Below are 20,454 nucleotides of genomic sequence, written 5' to 3'. Positions count from 1 at the left end.
GGTCCCGCGCAGGCGTCGACGAACACGATGGAGCTGTCATGAGTGAGAAGCTGAAGCTGGTCAGCCGGGTCTCGGCGATCAACTGGAACCGCCTCGACGACGACAAGGACGCCGAGGTCTGGGACCGTCTCGTCGGGAACTTCTGGCTGCCCGAGAAGGTGCCGGTGTCCAACGACATCCAGTCGTGGGCCACGCTGAACCCGCAGGAGCAGGAGCTCACGATGCGGGTCTTCACCGGCCTGACGCTGCTGGACACCATCCAGGGCACCGTCGGCGCCGTCTCGCTGATCCCCGACGCGATCACGCCGCACGAGGAGGCGGTGTACACCAACATCGCGTTCATGGAGTCGGTGCACGCCAAGTCGTACTCGTCGATCTTCTCGACGCTGTGCTCGACCCGGGAGATCGACGACGCGTTCCGCTGGTCGGAGGAGAACCCGAACCTGCAGCGCAAGGCCGAGATCGTCATGGAGTACTACCGCGGCGACTCCCCGCTCAAGCGCAAGGTCGCCTCGACGCTGCTCGAGTCGTTCCTGTTCTACTCGGGCTTCTACCTGCCCATGTACTGGTCGAGCCGGGCCAAGCTCACCAACACGGCCGACCTGATCCGCCTGATCATCCGTGACGAGGCCGTGCACGGGTACTACATCGGCTACAAGTTCCAGAAGGGCCTCGAGAAGCTCACGGCGGCCGAGAAGCAGGAGATGAAGGACTACACCTTCGAACTCCTCTTCGAGCTGTACGACAACGAGGTCGAGTACACGCAGGACCTCTACGACGGCGTCGGCCTGACCGAGGACGTCAAGAAGTTCCTGCGCTACAACGCCAACAAGGCCCTGATGAACCTCGGCTACGAGGGCCTGTTCCCGCGTGACGAGACGGACGTGAACCCCGCGATCCTCTCCGCCCTGTCGCCCAACGCGGACGAGAACCACGACTTCTTCTCCGGGTCGGGCTCGTCCTACGTGATCGGCAAGGCCGTCAACACCGAGGACGAGGACTGGGAGTTCTGACCCCAGCCAGCCGCACATGACGCCGTCGACCTCCTGAGGTCGGCGGCGTCGTGCGTGGGGGCCCACACGCAGGCCGATTGAACGGGAGCTGGCCTCGCGATGCTCGCCGTCGCCGTGGGCTGGGTCGACCGCCGCGACGTCAGCTGACGACCTCGGCCGCTGCGGTCAGTTGTCGGTGTCGAACCGGTGGTCACCGAATGCGATGTCGGCGTAGTGGCGCACCAGGTCGGCGGCGACGGGGACGAGCTCGCGTTCGCCGGGGACGAGGTTGACGTCGCGCGAGCGGTAGCGGGCGGCCGCCGCGAGCTGGGGACGCGGGTCGACGTGGGCGGCGGCAAGGAAGGCCACGAGCAGGGCGCGTGCTGCCTGCGAGTAGACGCCTCCCGCGTCGACAGCGACCTCCGCGATGATGATCGACGTCATCGCGATGTCGAGGGCCGCCGGCCCGGTCGTCGCGTTGGCCCAGTCGACGAGGGTGGGTCCGTGGGCTTCCGTGAGGATGATGTTCGCCGGGTTCAGGTCGAGGTGCACCACGGTCTCCGTGGCCGGCACGTCGGTCAGCAGCGGGGGAGCCAACGGCGCGCGCGTCCCCGACGGGCCGGCGGCCAGCGGGTCAGGCACCGGGACGAGCGGGGCCGGGATGGCGTGCAGCCGGGTGTGCAGGTCGGCGAGGACCTGCGCGCCGTCCGCGAGCGAGACCTCCTCCGCGGCGAGCGCCTGCAGCAGCGTGGGGCCGTGCAGCCGTTCCATCTCGAGGTCGGGGCCGTCGGCCCGGTAGGTCGCCGGGGCAGGGAACCCGTGGTCGTGGACGTGCCGCATCAGGAGCACCTCGTGCATCGCGCTGCGCCCGGAGCGGTAGCGGCGCAGCACGCGCTCCTCGTCGAGGGCGTACACGTCGGCGTCTCGACCGGCCGCCAGCACGGGTCCCGGCGCCTCGGAAGTGAGGTGCGGGACGGCGTCTGGGGCGATTCCGGCGGAGCTCATACCTCGACGGTAGACGCGTCCAGGTGAATTGTCCCGCGCAAGGTCTTGACCAGCCGATGACCTCGGGCGTGACAGCGCGGTCCGATCGCGGTCCGATCTTTGCTCGGTCCCATGGACGGGGGGACACCGCGGCGCTACCTTGGGAGCGATCGTCCGGCGTGCCGGAGTGACGCGCCTCGATCGTTCGGCGGCACGCGCCGACACCGTCCGACGCACCGGAGGTCGCAGTGAGCACACTGATGGAGATGCCCCAGGTCAGCTCGTGCACGGTCGCGGGCTGCTCGTACAACCACGACGGCTGTCACGCGGGGGCGGTGACGATCACCGGCGCGGGCGACGACGCCCAGTGCGCCACGTTCATCCCGCTCGACCGCAAGGGCGGGCTCGACCGTGTGATCTCGCACGTCGGGGCCTGCCAGCGCTTCGACTGCACGCACAACACCGACCTCGAGTGCGGCGCCGCGGCGGTCCGCATCGGCGCGGGGCACGACCTGGCCGACTGCCTGACGTACGCGCCCGCCGCTCACTGAAGCACCGACCTGACCTGCCCGACGGGTGCCGCCGGGAGGTCAGTCAGCGCGCCAGGTCGACGAGCAGCTGGACGGCGTCCTCGTGCTCGACCGGTAGCCGCACCCAGCGGGCTCGCGGTGGGTGCTGCAGCAGATCTGCCACCTCGAGCCGGCGTGCCGTCCGGGCCACGTGCGCGAGCGTCAGCGCGAGGACGTCGTCGGCGCGGTGCGGTGCGTCGTCGAGCTCTGCGCGCGGGACCAGCACCGCGAAGACGTCGGCCCCGATGGACGCGACCGGATGGCCGTCGTCGAACGCGTCCCGGAGCGCCGCGCCGGTCGCGGCAGCACGCGCCGCCCGGGCCCAGGGCGACTGCTCGGCGGCCGAGGCGTCGACCAGCAGCAGCACGTGGGTGTCGGGCACCGGCGTCGCGGTGCGGGCGGACAGGCCGTAGGTCTCCCGGAGCCGCGTCGCCAGGTAGTCGCGGGTCGGCAGTCCTGAGGTCGGGTCGACGCACCCGCCGGGAGCGGTCCCACCGGACTGCGCGTCCGACCACGCCTCGCACAGCGACCGCACCACCGGCACGGGAGGGTCGCCGCGCCCGACCAGGCGGTACAGGCACGCGAGGTCGTCGATCGTCTCCGAGATCCCGACGCCTGCACCGCCGCGGGCCGCACCGAGCCGTCCGGTGGCGGCCTCGGCGTCCTGCTGGGCGATCACCACCCCGATCACGTCGTCGACCGCCGGGTGGTACCAGTCCGAGGCGCGCAACCACACCGAACCGACGCTCTGCTCACGCCACCGCTCGCGCAGCGCGGAGGTCGAGGCGGTAGCCCCGTCGCCCGGCCCGGTGTCCGTCACACCTCGTGAGAGCGCCCACCTGGGCGTCCATGACGCGAGACTCGGCACCTTTCTCCGCTGCGGCTATCACGGTGATACGTCCGTCTATGCCATCCTGGCCCCGGAGCCGGGCTCACGCGCAGCTCATCACGGGGGCAACGGCGCCCTCGTCGGCACTCCGACGCGGGGCGGGAGGATCAACGGTGGGCGCAGCGAGCTCCGAGGCTCCGCTCCTCGGCGACGCCGAGCTCATCACCGCTGCCCGCGGCGGGGACGCCGACGCGTACGGCGTGCTGTACGAACGCCACGCGGGTGCCACGTGGGCGGTCGCCCGGCAGTACACGAACTCTGCCGCCGACGCCGAGGACGTGGTGGCCGAGGCCTTCACCAAGGTCTTCGCGGTCCTCAGGTCCGGCGGTGGACCCGATGTCGCGTTCCGCGCCTACATCTTCACCACGGCCCGCCGCCTGGGCATGCAGCGTGTGCAGGGCGCACGCCGCGTCGAGGCCACCGACGACCTGACCGTGCTCGAGGTGGCGCTCGACCCCGAGCTGTCGACCGAGTCACCGGCGCTCGCGGACTTCGAACGTGGCGTCGTGGCGCAGGCCTACCGCACGCTCCCCGAACGCTGGCAGGCGGTCCTCTGGTACACCGAGGTCGAGGCCATGCCCCCCGCGCAGATCGGGCCGCTGCTGGGCCTGTCGGCGAACGGGGTGGCCGCGCTGGCCTACCGGGCCCGTGAGGGTCTGCGGCAGGCGTACCTGCAGCAGCACCTTCAGGAGCCGATCTCCTCGGGCTGCCGGACCATCGCCGGGAAGCTCGGTGCGTACGTGCGCGACGGGCTGGCTGCACGCGAGACCGCGCAGGTCGAGCAGCACCTCGAGAGCTGCGGCGACTGCCGCGCCCTGCTGCTCGAGCTGGGCGACGTCAACCACGGCATGCGGGCCGTGATCGCACCGCTCGTGCTCGGGGTGCTGGGCGTGGGCGCGCTCGCGCAGCCGCTGCCGGTGGGTGGCGGGATCGCGGCGGGCGCCGCGGCGCTGGGCGGAGGCGCGGCCGGGGTCGTGTCGTCGGCCGCGGGGGTGGCGTCGGGGGGTGCTTCGGCGGGCGCTTCGGCGGGTGTCGCGACGTCGGCGACCGGGGCCGTCTCGTCGAGCGCCGTCGCCTCGACGGGCGCGGGTGCGGTCGTCGCGGGGGCCGGTGCCGGCGCGACCACGGCTGCCACCGGTGTCGTCGCGGCGAGCGCCGGAGGAATCGCCGCGCTGCTCGGATCGGCGCCGCTCGCCGTGGTGGGGATCGCGGCGGCGGCCCTGGTCGCGGTCGCCGGCGTCGCGGTCGCGGGCGTGCTCGGGGTGTTCTCCGGCGGCGGGCCCGACGAGGCGTCCGACATCTCGTCGATCGTGGAGGCCACGGCCACCGCCACGCCCGACGTCTCGACCAGCCCGATGCCGACCCCGAGCGCCAGCACCGAGTCGGCGACCCCGACACCCACGGTGTCGCAGGCCCCCCAGACCGCCACGCCGACAGCGACACCTTCGGTGCGACCGTCCGTGGCGCCGGCCGCGGTCGCGGAACCCGCACCGACACCGACGGCCACACCCACCGCGACACCCGAGCCGACGGTCAGCCCGCAGCCGGCCCCGAGCCCCAGCGCCGACCCGACCACCCCGCCGACCCGCGCGCCCGCGCGCCTCTCGCTGCAGGACGACAGCGGCCCCGTGGTCCTCGTCGCGGACGGCGAGGTCCAGTCGGTCGGTGTCGACATCACGAACCTGGGTGAGGTCGATGCGACGGGACTGGTCGCTGTCGTCACGCTGCCTGCCGGCACCGAGGTGGCGGGCACCCCGGCGCAGCTCGTCGCAGCCCGCACGGCCGCGGTGCTCCCGGCTGGCCCCGGGCGGTTCGCCGCGGTGGGCGCGGGCGGTGCGTGGGTGTGCGTCGGCGAGGAGGGCGCGACGTCCGCCACCTGCAGCCTCACCCGCCTCGACGCCGGCGCGACAGCGACGCTGAGTCTGCCCGTGGTGGTGGACGAGGAGGCGTCGGGGTCGGACGACGGGTACGTCGGCATCACGGTCTCGGGCGACGGGCTCGCCCCGCAGCAGCTGCGGGCCGAGATCCGGGTGCAGCGTCAGGCGCGGCTCGACGTGAGCGCGCCGGTCGACCGGATCGACCTCGTCGAGGGGCAGCAGGGCGAGGTGCAGGTCCGCGTCGCCAACTCGGGCGACGTCGCGGCACGGTCCGTCCGTGTCGTGCTGACCCGACCCGAGGGCACGGTGTGGGCCGACGACGCGGTGTGGGCCGACGACCCGGTCGAGGGCGACGGGTGGGCGTGCGAGGTCGCGGAGAGCACGGCGACGTGCACCCGCGCCACGATCCCCGCCGGTGGCACCGCGGACCTCGTGCTGCGGCTGCGCGCCGCGGCGGGCGTCCACCCGGGGCCGCTCGCCTCGGGCGTGCGGGTCGAGGCGACAGCGGCGTCCACCCGGGCCGGTGGGTTGGACGTGCCGGTCGACGTGCGTGGCTCCCGGCTCGCGTTCGGCGACGCACCCGTGGTGCAGCTCGTCGAGGGGCGCACGGGTCGCGTGGCGTTCACCGTCACGAGCTCGGGCAACCACCCCGCCGACGCGGTGACCGCGCTGGTGAGCCTGCCCGCGCACGTCCGCGCCGAGCTCGGGGGGACGAGCGGAAGCACCACCGGCTGCACCGCCGTCAGCCCGCGCCTGGTGAGCTGCGACCTCGGGACGCTCGACCCCGGCGCGGTCGTGCCCGTCGTGGTCGGGGCGCGCGCGCTCGGTGCCGGATCGGGCGACGTCGTCGTGACCGTCAGCGGCGGGACCGGCGACCCCGTGACGGGACGTGCACCTGCCAAGGTCGCCTCGGGCGGTCTCTCACCGCGGTTCGTGAGCGAGGCCGGGTGGGCCGTGACGCAGGTCGGTGCACCCCTGTTGACCTGCACCGACGGTGTGAACTGCACGCGGGCGCTCGCGGGCACGGCGTCGCTCGACAACAACGGCCACGTCATGCGGCCCCTCAACGCCGCGGGCGGTGCGTACGTCTCGTCGAGCACGCAGCTCGACGCGCCCGCGGACCGCGAGATCGCGTTCGCCGGCCTCTACTGGTCGGCGAACCGCGGGTCGGGCGACGTGTTCCGGGGCGACCTGGAGTGCGTGCGGCTGCGCGCACCGGGCGAGAAGACCTACACCGACGTCGAGGGCGAGGTCCTCGCCGAGGTCACCGACGACTCGGGACGCACGTACTACCAGTCGTTCGCCGACGTCACCGACCAGGTGCGGGCCGGGGGAGCCGGGACGTGGGCGCTCGCCGACGCCGCGGTCGCCGCGACCCGCCGCGACCCGGTGCCCACGTACTACGCGGGGTGGGCTCTCGTGGTCGTCTACGCCGAGGTCGGCACGGGGACCGCCACCGTGTACGACGGCGGCGCCTGGGTGGGGTCGCGTCCGTCCGACGCGCCGAGCTTCACGTTCGCCGCCGAGGTGGGCGCGACCGCACGCATCGGGGTCGTCGCGTGGGAAGGTGACCGGGGGACCACCGGCGACCAGCTCCGGCTCAACGGGACGGCCCTGACGTGGCGGTCGAGCGGCGCCGGCCCGGGCCTCACGAGTGCCGCGAACAACGCATTCGACTCGACCGCGACGGGGTGGAGCCAACCCAACTCGCTCGGCGTCGACGTCAAGGCCTTCGGTGACACCGTCCTGACGACGCCGCTGAGCACCCTCACCCCGACGACCACGGGCGACCAGTACCTCATCGGTGCGGTCACGGTGCAGACCCGGTAGGTGGTCCCGGTCGCTCCCGGCGTCAGTCCTCGAGCTCGGTGACGGCCGCGACGGCCGCCTCGATCGGGACGTCGCCAGTGGTCAGCTCGAGGATCAGGCCTGAGGCCCGCGGCTCGTGCAGCAGCACCACGATCACCGCCGCCACGTCGTCACGCGACACCGGACCGGGCGGCACCTCGGCGTCGAGCCGCACCCGGCCCGTGCCCGGATCGTCGGTCAGCACACCCGGTCGCAGGATCGTCCAGTCGAGCTCCTGGCCGCGCAGGTAGTTCTCGCTCGCGGTCTTCGCGCGCAGGTAGGCGGCGAACGCGTCGTCGGTGCCGGGCGCCGGTTCCTTGCCCGCCCCCATCGACGACACGAGGACGTACCGGGGGATGCTCGCGGTGGTCGCGGCGTCGGCGAGCGCCGCGGCTGCGGCCCGGTCGACGGTGTCCTTCCGCGCGGGTCCGCTGCCCGGCCCGGCGCCCGCGGCGAACACCACGGCGTCAGCCCCGGCGACGACGCCCGCGAGCGACTCCGGGTCGATCTGCTCCAGGTCGACGAGCACGGCTCCGGCGCCGTCGGCGGTCACGTCGGGCACGTGCTCGGGGTTGCGGACGATCGCGACCGGGGTGTCCCCGTTGGCCACCAGGAGCCGGGACAGCCGACGGGCCACCTGGCCGTGGCCCCCTGCGATGACGATGCGCATGATGCCCACGTTAGGACCGATGTGCCCGGTCCGCGCGCGCGAAGGGTCCCCCTCCGAGCGGCGGATTATGAGTCCGTCGATGGATCGGGCTGCTGGGCATCGGCCCGCAGGTGCGGGGGTGGGGTGCGCTGCCGAGCCCGCGGGGTCCCCCAGACCGGTGGGGCCCGGCAGCGCGCGTCCTCAGCGGGCGTCCCCCGAGCCGCCGAGGACGGTCCGGGGCGCCTCGAGGAGGCGCAGGTGCGTGAGCCGGTGCCGCAGGCTCTGCACGTCGTCCGACCCTGTGCCCGAAGGGACGAGCGACAGGGCGGTGAAGGTTTCGGCCGTGGGCAGCAGCTCACGAGCCAGGTCGCGCAGGGCCTCGGCGATCTCGGCCAGGTCTCCTGGCGTACCCGCCTGAACTGCGGGAACGGTGCCGGGTGCGTCCTGGTCGTCGGACAGGCCGACGTAGAGGACGAAGCCGGTGCGAGGGCGCGGGACGGGCGGGAAGCTCTCGGTGGGGAGGGGCATGCAAACCTCCGGGGTGCGGGTCCGCCCCGCGCGGGGGCGGCGTGTGTGGTCGGTGGACTGAAGCGGCGTCAGGACCGACAGCACGTGGCACGCAGGTGCGCGACGTCAAGCGCCCGGGGGGCGTCGAGGGAGCGCAGCGCGGAGGTCACGACTTGATCGTGTCAGGTCGTGAGGCTCCACCCAAGAGGTGATGCCCGAGATCTCACCGTGTGAGAACCGGGTGGGGCGTCGGGCGACGCCCCGGGGCGTCTCAGACGACGCCGTACAGACGGTCGCCCGCGTCGCCCAGGCCCGGGACGATGTACGCGTTCTCGTCGAGACGCTCGTCGACCGAGGCCACGACCACCTTGACGTCGCCCCGGTCGCCGATGGCCGCCTCGAGGACCTTGAGGCCCTCGGGTGCGGCGAGCAGGCAGACGGCGGTCACGTCACGCGCACCGCGGGCGAACAGGAAGTCGATCGCGGCGACGAGCGTGCCGCCGGTCGCGAGCATCGGGTCCAGCAGGAAGCACTGGCGGCCCGACAGGTCCTCGGGCAGGCGGTTGGCGTACGTGACGGCCTCGAGGGTCGTCTCGTCGCGCTGCATGCCCAGGAAGCCGACCTCGGCGGTCGGCAGCAGGCGGGTCATGCCCTCGAGCATGCCGAGACCGGCGCGCAGGATCGGCACCACGAGCGGGCGCGGGTCAGCGAGCTTGGTGCCGGTCGTCTGCGCGACGGGCGTCTGCACGACGTGCGGCTCGGTGTGGACCTCACGCGTCGCCTCGTAGGCAAGCAGGGTCACGAGCTCGTCGACGAGCAGTCGGAACGTCGGGGACGCGGTCCGCTCGTCGCGAAGGACGGTGAGCTTGTGGGCGACCAGCGGGTGGTCGGCGACGTGCAGGCGCATGGCCCACAGGCTACCGCCAGTCCCACAGGATGGACGCCGCCGTCAGGCCCGGATGCGAGGATGACCAGCATGCCTGGCCTGCCACGTGACGCACGAGACATGGGGTACGCCCTCGACGAGGCCCGTGCGGCGCTCGCGACGGGCGACGTCCCGGTCGGTGCGGTCGTCGTCGGGCCGGACGGGGAGGTCGTCGGGCGCGGGCGCAACCGACGCGAGGAGACGGGCGACCCGACCGCGCACGCCGAGGTGCTCGCGCTGCGCGACGCGTCCGAGCGGCTCGGGCGGTGGCGGCTCGACGACTGCACGCTCGTGGTGACCCTCGAGCCGTGCCTCATGTGCGCCGGGGCGAGCGTCCTCGCGCGCATCCCTCGGCTCGTGCTCGGCGCGTGGGACCCGAAGGCCGGCGCGTGCGGCTCGCAGTGGGACGTGGTCCGCGACCGCCGCCTCAACCACCGCATCGAGGTCATCGGCGGCATCCGCGAGAACGAGTCCGCCGACCTCCTCCGCACCTTCTTCACCCCCCACCGCTGATCGCCGAGATAGAGCCCGCGCGCCGAGATAGAGCGCTGCGCGGCTCTACCTCGGCGCGGCGGCTCTATCTCGGCGGGAGTGGGGTCGGGAGTGGGGTCGGGGGTTGGGTCGGGGTGGGGAGATGGGTCGCGAGGGACTGGAGGGTGGGGGTGGTGCCGGCGTCGAGGGTGAGGGTGGCCAGGTCGTCGCCGCGGGTGGGGCCCTGGTTGACGATGACGACGGGCAGCCCGGTGCGCGCGGCGTGGCGGACGAATCGCAGGCCCGACATCACCGTGAGCGACGACCCCGCGACCAGCAGCGCCTGCGCGCCGTCGACCAGCGCGAACGCCCGCGCGACCCGCTCCTTCGGCACGTTCTCCCCGAAGTAGACGATGTCCGGCTTGAGCATCCCGCCGCACTCCGCCGGGCCGCCGTCAGGATCCGGGGCCCAGCACGACGCGACCCGGAAGTGCGACGTCCGCTCGATCACCGCATCCGCGTCGGGCGCGATCTCGATGTCCGCGACCGCGCCCACCGACTCCACGAAGCCCGGGTTCAGCGCGTCGAGCCGCTCCGCGAGGACCGCCCGCGGGTACACCGTGCTGCACCGCAGGCACAGCACCCGGTCGTAGCGACCGTGCAGGTCGATCACCTCACGCGAACCCGCAGCCTGGTGCAGCAGGTCCACGTTCTGCGTGATCACCCCGCGCACCACCCCACGCCGCTCGAGAGCCGCCAGCGCCCGATGCCCGTCGTTCGGCTCGGTGCGGCCGACATGCCGCCAGCCCACGTGGTTGCGCGCCCAGTAGTGCCGGCGGAACGCCTCGTCGCCCACGAACTGCTGGTACGTCATCGGGGTGCGCGGCGGGGAGTCCGGGCCGCGGTAGTCGGGGATGCCTGAGTCCGTCGAGACGCCCGCACCCGTCAGCACCGCGAGCCGGCGGCCGCGCAGCACGTCGAGCGCGTCGTCGAGAGTCCCCGCACCGGGGCGGGGGAGGAGTGCCGAGGTGGTCATCGGCCCACGGTACGACGGCACGCTGGAGGCCGTCCGGACGGGGCCGTCGCCCAGGTCAGGCGGGGTCTCGGCGGCCCGATTACGAAGCATGGCCTCCGACCAGGTACCCTTCTCGGCGAGGTAGCGTGTCCGAGCGGCCTAAGGAGCACGCCTCGAAAGCGTGTGTGGGTGAAAGTCCACCGTGGGTTCAAATCCCACCGCTACCGCCACCGGTTCTGACTCGGATCAGAGCCACGAAGTGACAGAACCCCTCGTCGGGTGCCGTGAGGCGCTTCGGCGGGGGGTTGCGTCATATCGGGGTGTCCGCGCAGGTAGACCGTGCAGGTGTCGCACGGCACGGGGCCCCCTAGCAGTGCCCTGTCCAGGAGCCGCCTGCGGCGTCGGTAGGCTCCAGGCCGTGATCACAGGCGAGTTGAAGAGCAAGGTCGACCGCGTCTGGGACGCCTTCTGGTCCGGCGGGATCTCCAACCCGCTGGAGGTCATCGAGCAGATCACCTACCTGCTGTTCATCCGCCGCCTCGACGACCTGCAGCTCGCCGAGGAGAACAAGGCCAACCGCCTCGGCACCCCGGTCGCACAGCGGTTCTTCCCCGAGGGTGACGCACCGACCGGCGCGCCGTACGCGCACCTGCGCTGGTCGTACTTCAAGAACCAGGCGCCGCAGACGGCGTTCGACCTCGTCGACAAGCACGTCTTCCCGTTCCTGCGCACGCTGGGCGGGGACGACTCGACGTATGCCGCGCACATGGAGGGCGCGCGCCTGACCATCCCGTCGCCTGGCCTCCTCGCCAAGGTTGTCGACCTGCTCAGCGACGTGCCGATGAACCGCCGCGACACCAACGGCGACCTGTACGAGTACATGCTCGGCAAGCTTGCGGCGTCCGGGCAGAATGGCCAGTTCCGGACTCCGCGGCACATCATCGAGCTGATGGTGCAGCTCATGGCGCCCTCGCCGCAGGACGACATCTGCGACCCCGCGTGCGGCACAGCAGGCTTCCTCATGGCCGCGAGCGAGTACGTGCGCGAGCACCACCCGGCCGTGCTGACCGACGGAGCTCAACGTAGCCGGTACCACTCGTCGATGTTCCACGGGTATGACTTCGACCGGACGATGCTGCGCATCGGGAGCATGAACATGCTCATGCACGGCGTCGAGAAGCCGGACATCCGCTACCGCGACTCCCTTTCGGAGGCAGCCGGCGGCGACGAGGGCAAGTACTCCCTGATTCTTGCCAACCCGCCGTTCGCGGGCTCGCTCGACTACGAGGCCGTGAGCAAGGACCTGCTCAAGGTCGTCAAGACCAAGAAGACTGAGCTGCTGTTCCTCGCCCTGTTCCTGCGGTTGCTGCAGCCGGGCGGACAGGCGGCGGTGATCGTGCCTGACGGCGTGCTGTTCGGCTCTTCGATGGCGCACAAGGCGCTGCGCAAGACGCTCGTCGAGGACCAGAAGCTCGACGCCGTGATCAAGCTGCCCTCGGGGGTGTTCAGGCCGTACTCCGGGGTCTCGACGGCAATCCTCATCTTCACGCGCACCGACTCCGGCGGCACCGACGACGTGTGGTTCTACGACGTGCAGGCCGACGGGTTCTCGCTGGACGACAAGCGCAACCCTGTCGAGGCAAACGACCTGCCGGACGTGTTGACCAGGTGGTCAGGGCGCACCACGACGGAACGCGACCGTGGTCGCACCGAACGGTCGTTCGTGGTTTCCAAGGCTGACATCGCGGCCCAGGGGTACGACTTGTCGCTCAACCGGTACAAGGAACTCGTTCACGCGGATGCGGAGCACCGGTTTCCGGCGGAGATCATTGCGGACATCAAGGTGCTCCACGATGAGATCGCCAAGGGTGTTGCCGAACTTGAGACGATGCTCGGATGATCCCCTGTGTGCCGCTGGGGGAGCTCTGCGACATCGTGGTCGGTCGGACTCCTGCTCGGGCCAATCCCGCGTATTGGGGACCTGGCGAGCCATGGCTCTCGATCACCGACATGAACCAGGGGTCCGACATTGCGACTACAAGGGAGCAAATTACCGCAACGGGTGCCGCTAAGGGGAAGCGTGTATTTCCAGGAACGGTTCTATTGAGCTTCAAGCTCAGCATCGGCAAAGTCGGCATAGCGCGTGTGCCTCTGTTCACCAACGAAGCGATCGCGGCGTTGCCAATCAAGGATCCCGCGCGCCTGGATTCCGGCTACCTTGTTCGAGCTCTCGCAGCTGTCGACTGGAGGGGCAGGTCGAACAGGGCGGCGATGGGAGTTGTGCTAAATAAGGCAAAGCTGCAAACAATCCCAATCCCGTTGCCGCCGATCGAGGAGCAGCGGCGGATTGCGGCGATCCTCGACCAGGCAGACGCGATCCGCACCAAGCGCCGCCAGGTCCTCGCCCACCTCGATGCGCTAACTCAGTCGACCTTCCACGCCCTGTTCGGCGATCCCACCGGCGGGGACTGGGAGCTCGCCCCGCTCGGCGAGGTAGTCGAGCGAATCGACAATGGCGCGAGCCCCAATTGCGAAGCTCGCCCGGCTCGGCCGGACGAGTGGGGCGTGCTCAAGCTTGGAGCTGTCACCTACGGCACGTTCCGGGCCGGGGAAAACAAGGCGTACCTAGGTCAGCTCGGCGGAATGTCGCTCAACGAAGTTCGTCCCGGCGACGTTCTGATGACCCGGAAGAACACGCGCGAACTGGTAGGCGCCGTTGCAGTCGTGGACGACGTGCGGCCACGTCTCCTCTTGCCTGATCTCATCTTTCGGCTTGAACTTGATCGGGCCCGTGTCGATCCTCGGTATTTCCAGGCGATGATGATGAGTGAGCGGGTCCGGGCCGCCGTGCGCGGCCTGTCGAGTGGCTCCGCCGCAAGCATGCCGAACATCTCAAAGGCCCGGCTTCGGACCCTTACAATCGGCCTGCCTCCCATCCGCCTCCAGCGTCAGTTCGACAGTCGAGTCGCGGCGATCAACGCCCAACGCGCCCTGATCGGACACGCCCGTGCGGCGGACGACGAGCTCTTCGCATCCCTGCAGTCGCGCGCGTTCGGTGGAGAGTTGTGACCATGTCGGAGCTCAACGCGACTGACCGGGGTATCCCACAGTGGTGGCAGTTCATGCACCCGGTGCTTCAGGTCGCCTCGGACGTGTGACGCGTCTGTCGACAGTGACACCGTGCGGACGTTCCTCGGCTCCCTCGACACCCAGAGGGCGAGCTTCGGCGTCTTCTTCACCACGAGCCGGTTCACGAAGGACGCCGAGGACGCCGCGGACCGGAGCAGCAAGAGCGTGGTGCTGGTCGACGGTCAGGAACCCAAGCTCATGATCCGGTACCGCGTCGGGACCCAGGTCCGGCGACAAGTGGAGATCGTCGAGGTCGACGAGGACTTCTTCGAGTAGGTCGGCACTCTCACCCGCTTGGCTCCGGCAGTGAGCATCCGGCTTCTGCGATGCTGCGGGCGACAGATGCCAGCGCCGTTACCAGGGGAGCACGTGACCAACTTCGGGTTCTTGCGGGACGAGTTCGCGGCGGTGTTCGCCGAGGCCGCGCGCGCGGAGCAGTTCGCCAAGGTGGACCCTCGCACGTCCTGCTTCTACTCGCGCCGTGCCCTGGAGGTCGCCCTCGCCTGGGTGTTCCAGTACGACGCCGCGCTGAAGCAGCCCTACAAGGCTGATCTGTCGGGGATGATCCACGAGCCGACACTGCGGCAACTCGTCGGCAACGACGTCCAGGCGAAGATGGAGGTCGTACGTAAGAAGGGCAACGCCGCCGTCCACTCGGCGCGCCCCGCCTCGGCGCAGGACGCGGCGGTGACGCTGCAGCAGCTTTTCCACATCCTGTACTGGTACGCCCGCACGTATACGACGAACCCCGGGAGCGTACCGGCGACCCTTCAGTTCGACGTTGCCGCACTTCCCGACCCTGGTGCGACGAAGGCCAAGACCCAGGCGCAGCTCCAGTCCCTCGTCGCCGATCTGGAGAACAAGGCCGCGCAGCTCGCTGCCGCCGCGGAGAAGACCGCAACCCTGGAGGCGGAGCTGGCGGCGCTGCGGGAGCAGGTCGCCGCCACCAAGGCCGCCAACGAGGCAGTCCCGGACACGCACGACTACGACGAGGCCACGACCCGGGACCTGTTCATCGACACCCTGCTCGAAGAGGCGGGCTGGGTGCGCGACGCCGTCGATGGCAGCCCGATCTACACGATCGAGCATGAGGTCGCCGGCATGCCCAACACGAAGGGCGTCGGCTTCGTCGACTACGTGCTGTGGGGCGCCGACGGGCGGCCACTTGCCGTCGTGGAGGCCAAGCGCGCGCGCCGCGACCCCCAGGAGGGGCAGCAGCAGGCCAAGCTGTACGCCGATGCGCTCGAGGCCCGGCACGGGCGCCGACCGGTCGTCTACTACACGAACGGGCACGAGCACTGGCTGTGGGACGACCACTCCGGGGCCGGGTACCCGCCGAGAAAGGTCGCGGGCTTCCGCACGCAGGACGAGCTCGAATACCTCATCGGCCGGCGCGGGAACCGTACGAGCCTTCTGACCGCGCCGATCGACGAGAACGTGGCCGGGCGGTACTACCAACAGCGCGCGATCCGGGCGATCAACAAGGCGTTCGAGACGGACAACCAGCGTGAGGCGCTGCTGGTCATGGCGACGGGGTCGGGCAAGACCCGCACCGTTGTCGCGCTTGTCGACCAGCTCATGAAGGCTGGCTGGGTGCGGCGGGTCCTGTTCCTCGCCGACCGTGTGGCACTTGTGAACCAAGCGGCGAACGCGTTCAAGGAGCATCTTCCCGACTCGTCCCCGGTCAACCTGGTGACCGACCGGCACGGGGACGGCCGCGTGTTCGTCTCGACGTACCCGACGATGATGAACCTCGTCGACACCCGCTCTGAGGGCACGCGCAAGTTCGGACCTGGGTTCTTCGACCTGGTCATCGTCGACGAGGCGCACCGGTCGGTGTACCAGAAGTACCGAGCACTGTTTCACTGGTTCGACGCGCTTCTCGTGGGTCTGACCGCCACACCGAAGGACGAGATCGACCGCAACACCTACGAGCTGTTTCACCTGGAGAACGGCGTGCCCACCGACGCCTACTCCTTGGAGCAGGCTGTCGCCGACCAGTACCTGGTGCCGCCCACGCCCATCTCGGTGCCGCTGAAGTTCCAGCGCGAGGGCATCCGGTACGCCGAGCTCTCCGAGGCGGAGAAGGACGAGTGGGACGCGCTGGAGTGGGGCGAGGACGGCCCGCCCGACGAGATCGACCCGGACGCGGTGAACAAGTGGCTGTTCAACACCGACACCGTCGACAAGGTGCTGCACACCCTCATGACCAACGGTCTGCGTGTGGCGGGTGGTGACCGGATCGCCAAGACGATCATCTTCGCGAAGAACGACGCCCACGCCCGGTTCATCGCCGAGCGGTTCGACCTCGCCTACCCGCAGTACAAGGGCGAGTGGGCGCGCGTCATCACCTACTCGACGACGTACGCGCAGTCGCTGATCGACAAGTTCTCCACGACCGACAAGGCCCCGCACATCGCGATCAGCGTCGACATGCTCGACACGGGCATCGACGTGCCCGACGTCGCCAACCTCGTCTTCTTCAAGATCGTCCGCTCGTCGTCGAAGTTCTGGCAGATGCTCGGTCGTGGCACCCGCCTGCGACCTGACCTGTTCGGGCCGGGCCAGGACAAGAAGGAGTTCTACGTCTTCGACTTCTGCCAGAACCTCGAGTACTTCGGACAGAACCCCACCGGGCACGAGGGCTCGGTCCAGCAGTCGGTGTCCCAGCAGATCTTCACCGCCCAGGTCGAGCTGCTCCTCGGTGTCGAGAAGCTGACCGTCGACGCTACGGCTGACGAGGGCGACGACGGCACGACGGCGCTGCCCGCACTGCGTGAGGACCTCAGGGGGGCGCTCCATGAGAAGGTCGCCGGCATGACGTTGGACAACTTCGTCGTCAGGCCACACCGACCGTGGGTCGAGCGGTTTACCGCGCACGAGGCGTGGACGGGCCTCAACGAGCAGGCAGCTCGCGACGTCGTCGAGCACCTGGCTGGGTTGCCCACCACCGTCGTCGACGAAGACGAGAAGGCCAAGCGGTTCGACCTGACGATGCTCAAGCTCCAGCTCGGAGCCCTCGACCCGACCCTGGCGACCGAACGTCTGCGTCGCCAGGTCCAGGGGATTGCCTCCGGGCTGCTGGAGCAGACCAACATTCCGCAGATCAAAGCGCAAGCCGTCCTGCTTGAGGACCTCGCCGGCGACGAGTGGTGGGTCGATGTCACCGTCCCCATGTTGGAGCTCGCGCGCCGTCGGGTGCGTTCCCTGGTCAGGCTTCTCGCGCGCACCAAGCAGCAGATCATCTACACGAACTTCGAGGACACCCTCGGGCAGTTCGAGATCATCGACCTCGGCCGGCCGCACGTCGGCGTCGACCCTGAACGGTTCCGCGAGAAGGCCCGTGCCTACCTCCGCGCCCACGAGGACCACACCGCGCTGCAGAAGGTGCGCCGCGGCCGTCAACTCACCCCGACCGACCTCGATGAGCTCGAACGGATGCTCGCCGAGTCCGGCGCCGGTACCGAGGTCCAGATCGCCGAGGCCAAGGCAGTCGAAGGTGGGCTCGGCGTCTTCATCCGGTCGCTGGTGGGCCTCGAAAGGTCTGCGGTCGAGGAGGCATTCGCGGATTTCCTCGCTGGAACCACTTACACGGTAGACCAGATCGACTTCGTCCACCTGGTCGTCGAGAATCTCACGTACAACGGCGTCATGAAAGTCGACCTGCTGTGGTCGTCACCGTTCACCGACGACTCACCCGGAGGACCCGACGAGGTATTCGACGGCGCCCAGGTCGACTTGATCCTCAACAGGATTCGCCACCTCAATGCCACGGCCGAGGCCACAGTTGCCTCCTAATCTATCGAGGCTCGAACCCGTTGTTGTGTGCGCCGACGCGACTCCGCCAGGCCTGTCCACATTCCGCGACCAAACCCACGCGGCGCGCGCTTGCTTAGCGATCGCCCTGTTGCGCGCTCATCCAGCGCCGGCTTTCGAATCTTTGACGCCTTCTTTGGTGTCGGAGTCAAGCAGGGAAGGAGGAATTACATGACAGTAAACGGCGATGTCGACAGGGTGGCAAATGCGGCTGCGCGCCCAAGACGTGACCTCGCGGTTCTTGTGGGAAATGGTCTTAGCATCGCCTACAACCCCGAACTCGCCCTACCATCTCTTACGAAGGCGCTGCTAGAGCGTATCGCAGAAATGCCGGGTGGTGGGTCGGAAGCTGTCGCGGCCATGAAACAGATTGCGGAGCGCGCCCTCCCCGGTGGAGCGTCAACCGATGGGGACTTCGAGACGCTTGTCGGCGCCTTTGGTGCAGAGGGGGCGACGATGCGGTATTTGTCTAACCTGGCGGCTATTGTCGTCCCCGGAGACGAAGAGCTCGCCATCGCGCTCAATCGAGTCGCTGCATTTGCGACGAAGGTGCGAGACCTGGGGATCAGTTACGTCCTTGAAGTGATTTTCGAGCGATCACGTGCTCAACACGATCGAGCGCAGCGTCTGTTCGAACTCTGCCGCGCGATAGTGGGTGAGTTCGCTGGCAACGTCGCCTTTGGTAACCTGAACTACGACACTCTGCTGTTGTCGGCTCTCTTGGAGGCGTGCGGTGGAGAACTCGCTGATATGGGCCACGGATATCGTAAGGTGCGTGTATCTGTCGAGTCGGAGACCTACACTGTGCCGGCGCTGCGGAGAGCAGCGGTGGACTTCCCGAAAGACCGCCGAGTGCAACTACTTCACTTGCACGGGAGTCTCACGTACTGGGCAGATCCCGAGAAGGATATCTACGCCAAATTCGACACCAATTTCCTCAGGACGTACGGTCTGTGGAAGGCGGTTCGCGAGGGTGAGGTTGACGAGCGCCCAGTGGTGGTCCTCGCGAATCAGCGGGACAAGTCTGACCATGTAAAGGACTACCCGTTCTCGCTTGCGTATCAGATGTTTGAGGGGCGCCTGGCGTCGGCGAATCACTGGTTGATCATCGGCTACTCCTTCAGGGACTCGTGCGTCAATGAGCGCGTACGTGCGGCTTTCGCGGAGCGGGAGGCCGGCGAAAAGCCTCGAGTGATGGTTGCGACCTACGGAACCAGTCCAACGACGAGAGAGGTTGAGCGGGCCTTGGGTTGGGGCGCGGAAGACGGTGACTCCTCGGGTTGGCTGACCGTTTTCCGAGATGGCGCCGACGCCCTGAGGGAGTCGAGTGCCTGGGCGGCGTTCAACTCCTAGTTGTTCTGGGTCATGACGTTGGGGATGCCTGCTTGGAGGCGTGAGGGGGACTGCCCCAGCCTTGTGCACCGCAGGCGGGAAGTCGCTATCGGCCGCGCCGTGGACCGCGTTCGTCCGGGTGCCCTCAGGCTGACGGCCGCGGAACGTCTCAGCAGGTGTCTCTGCAGGTCAGCGCCTCGCCGTGTGAGCACTTGGAGCAGTTCTATGTGACCGCGCCGACGACGCCTCGGTCTTCGGCCAGGTCAGACAGTTGTGTCACCACCCCGCCACCGGTTCTGACTCGGATCAGAGCCACGAAGTGACAGAACCCCCGCTGGGCCGGCTCCGAGCGGGGGTTTCGTCGTTCTCGCCGATCGGTTCTGCGGGTGAGCTCGCACCGTCTCGTCACTCGTCCGCCGGGCGCGCCACGGCACGACGTCGCTCTAGCGTCCTTCCGAGTGGAAGGGGCCGATGTGCGACGCACCGCCTGGCTCGTGCTGTCCCCGTGGCTCGTCGTCGCCGCCGCGAGCGGCGTCGCCTGGGTGACCCTGCTCGTCCTCGAGGAGCTGTGGACCACCGAGGACGGTGGGATGGGGAACCTCGGGGGTGCGCTCCTTGCGGTCTTCGTCGCGGCGCTGGTCTGGTGCGGCGGATCGGTCGCGCTCCTGTACGTGGTCGCGCGCCGGACGTTCCCGGCGCCCTTCGTGCGCGGCGCGGTCGGCTGGTCGGTCGTGGCCGCTGTCGCGGGCTCGGTGCCCCTCGGCATCGCGACCGGCCTCCTCGATGCCGCTGGCGTGCCGTTCGCGGCGGGGATCGTGCCCGTGTGCCTGCCCGCCGCGGGCACGGTGACCTTCCTCGTCACCGAGCGCCGCAGCACGGGTCGTGTGGTGCCACCTCGCGTGGGCCGGCGCCGTGGCGTGGCCGCCGCGGTCCTCTTCGCTCTCGCGGGCGTTCTCGTGGGTGCGACGGTCGGTCTCGTCGTCGACGTCGGCCTGCTCGGGCCGTCGCAGGGCGAGCTCGAGGCCGCAGCCCAGGGGCTCGTGCCGCCCGGGTACACCGCGGAGGAGCCCGTGCCGATCAACAAGACGGTGCTGCTCACTGCGCGCGGGCAGTCGAGGGCGCTCGGCGTCGGTGGCGTGGAGGCGATGGCCGCTGCCGCGGGCTGGCGCACCGACGACGTCGAGCGTTCGCCCGGGGCGACGACGCTGGTGCTCTCGCGGGGCGACGTCCAGGGGAGGGTCTTGATGGAGGGGAACGGGACCTGGGCGTACTCCGTGACGGTGTCGCGACGCCCGGTGGACGGGCGCGGCGCCCTGGTGGGTGGCCTGCTCGGAGCGGGTGCGGGTGCCGTCGGAGCGCTCGTCCGACGTCGCGAACGCGCCGCTCCGACGCCGAACTCCCGGCCAGGAGGACCCTGACCGGGAGTTCGGCACTGCTGAGGCGGCCCTTCC

General features: G+C 69.9%; 16 protein-coding genes and 1 tRNA gene. 11 read left to right on the top strand and 6 right to left on the bottom strand.

The annotated features are described in order from the left end of the window. Positions 1-38: 38 nt before the first annotated feature. Positions 39-1,013 (top strand): class 1b ribonucleoside-diphosphate reductase subunit beta, encoded by a 975-nt coding sequence (gene nrdF / locus ACGIF2_RS10015; protein ID WP_396046104.1) that lies wholly within the window; start codon positions 39-41, stop codon positions 1,011-1,013. 165 nt (positions 1,014-1,178) lie between these two features. On the opposite strand, the gene ACGIF2_RS10010 is transcribed toward nrdF, so the two are convergent. Further along, a complete protein-coding gene (locus tag ACGIF2_RS10010; RefSeq protein WP_396046102.1) occupies positions 1,179-1,997 on the bottom strand; it encodes an aminoglycoside phosphotransferase family protein in 819 nt (272 codons plus the stop codon). Positions 1,998-2,224: 227 nt separating this feature from the next. Here ACGIF2_RS10010 and ACGIF2_RS10005 point away from each other — a divergent pair, with 227 nt between their 5' ends. After that, the gene (locus ACGIF2_RS10005; protein WP_396046100.1) at positions 2,225-2,527 is read left to right on the top strand and encodes a DUF1540 domain-containing protein; all 303 of its coding nucleotides are present in this window, start codon (positions 2,225-2,227) and stop codon (positions 2,525-2,527) included. A gap of 43 nt (positions 2,528-2,570) precedes the next feature. On the opposite strand, the gene ACGIF2_RS10000 is transcribed toward ACGIF2_RS10005, so the two are convergent. Then, positions 2,571-3,365, bottom strand: a complete 795-nt coding sequence (locus ACGIF2_RS10000) for a hypothetical protein (protein WP_396046098.1) — start codon at positions 3,363-3,365, stop codon at positions 2,571-2,573. A gap of 182 nt (positions 3,366-3,547) precedes the next feature. On the opposite strand from ACGIF2_RS10000, the gene ACGIF2_RS09995 reads away from it, so the two are divergent. After that, a complete protein-coding gene (locus tag ACGIF2_RS09995; protein ID WP_396046096.1) occupies positions 3,548-7,141 on the top strand; it encodes a sigma-70 family RNA polymerase sigma factor in 3,594 nt (1,197 codons plus the stop codon). A gap of 22 nt (positions 7,142-7,163) precedes the next feature. Here the strand turns inward: ACGIF2_RS09995 and ACGIF2_RS09990 are convergent, their stop codons facing one another. The 3 genes from ACGIF2_RS09990 to upp form a co-directional block, all read right to left on the bottom strand. Continuing rightward, entirely contained in the window at positions 7,164-7,829 is a 666-nt protein-coding gene (locus ACGIF2_RS09990; RefSeq protein WP_396046094.1) for an SDR family oxidoreductase, read from the bottom strand. Between the two features lie 180 nt (positions 7,830-8,009). Next, positions 8,010-8,336, bottom strand: coding sequence for a hypothetical protein (locus tag ACGIF2_RS09985; RefSeq protein ID WP_396046092.1), 327 nt, complete (start codon positions 8,334-8,336; stop codon positions 8,010-8,012). A 250-nt stretch (positions 8,337-8,586) separates the two neighbouring features. Further along, positions 8,587-9,222, bottom strand: a complete 636-nt coding sequence (gene upp, locus ACGIF2_RS09980; RefSeq protein ID WP_396046090.1) for a uracil phosphoribosyltransferase — start codon at positions 9,220-9,222, stop codon at positions 8,587-8,589. Between the two features lie 69 nt (positions 9,223-9,291). On the opposite strand from upp, the gene ACGIF2_RS09975 reads away from it, so the two are divergent. Then, entirely contained in the window at positions 9,292-9,753 is a 462-nt protein-coding gene (locus ACGIF2_RS09975) for a nucleoside deaminase (RefSeq protein ID WP_396046088.1), read from the top strand. A 64-nt stretch (positions 9,754-9,817) separates the two neighbouring features. On the opposite strand, the gene ACGIF2_RS09970 is transcribed toward ACGIF2_RS09975, so the two are convergent. Next, entirely contained in the window at positions 9,818-10,747 is a 930-nt protein-coding gene (locus ACGIF2_RS09970) for a Sir2 family NAD-dependent protein deacetylase (RefSeq protein ID WP_396046086.1), read from the bottom strand. Between the two features lie 119 nt (positions 10,748-10,866). On the opposite strand from ACGIF2_RS09970, the gene ACGIF2_RS09965 reads away from it, so the two are divergent. From ACGIF2_RS09965 to ACGIF2_RS09935, 7 genes are all read left to right on the top strand, one after another. Continuing rightward, positions 10,867-10,956, top strand: a tRNA-Ser gene (locus ACGIF2_RS09965). Positions 10,957-11,144: 188 nt separating this feature from the next. After that, complete coding sequence (locus ACGIF2_RS09960) at positions 11,145-12,626, top strand: N-6 DNA methylase (protein WP_396046084.1); 1,482 nt, start codon at positions 11,145-11,147, stop codon at positions 12,624-12,626. Beyond that, entirely contained in the window at positions 12,623-13,795 is a 1,173-nt protein-coding gene (locus ACGIF2_RS09955; RefSeq protein WP_396046082.1) for a restriction endonuclease subunit S, read from the top strand. The genes ACGIF2_RS09960 and ACGIF2_RS09955 overlap by 4 nt, the downstream gene beginning before the upstream one ends. A 21-nt stretch (positions 13,796-13,816) precedes the next feature. Next, positions 13,817-14,131, top strand: a complete 315-nt coding sequence (locus ACGIF2_RS09950) for a restriction endonuclease (RefSeq protein WP_396046454.1) — start codon at positions 13,817-13,819, stop codon at positions 14,129-14,131. Positions 14,132-14,224: 93 nt separating this feature from the next. Then, on the top strand, positions 14,225-17,653 hold the full coding sequence (locus ACGIF2_RS09945; protein WP_396046080.1) for a DEAD/DEAH box helicase family protein: 3,429 nt from the start codon (positions 14,225-14,227) through the stop codon (positions 17,651-17,653). Positions 17,654-17,842: 189 nt separating this feature from the next. Next, complete coding sequence (locus ACGIF2_RS09940; RefSeq protein WP_396046078.1) at positions 17,843-19,024, top strand: SIR2 family protein; 1,182 nt, start codon at positions 17,843-17,845, stop codon at positions 19,022-19,024. A 452-nt stretch (positions 19,025-19,476) separates the two neighbouring features. Then, the gene (locus ACGIF2_RS09935; protein ID WP_396046076.1) at positions 19,477-20,421 is read left to right on the top strand and encodes a hypothetical protein; all 945 of its coding nucleotides are present in this window, start codon (positions 19,477-19,479) and stop codon (positions 20,419-20,421) included. Positions 20,422-20,454 lie beyond the last annotated feature (33 nt).

It is taken from the genome of Cellulomonas sp. P22 (assembly GCF_044392165.1).
Note: the sequence above shows the minus strand (reverse complement) of the source record. Positions and strands in the feature narration are given on the sequence as shown.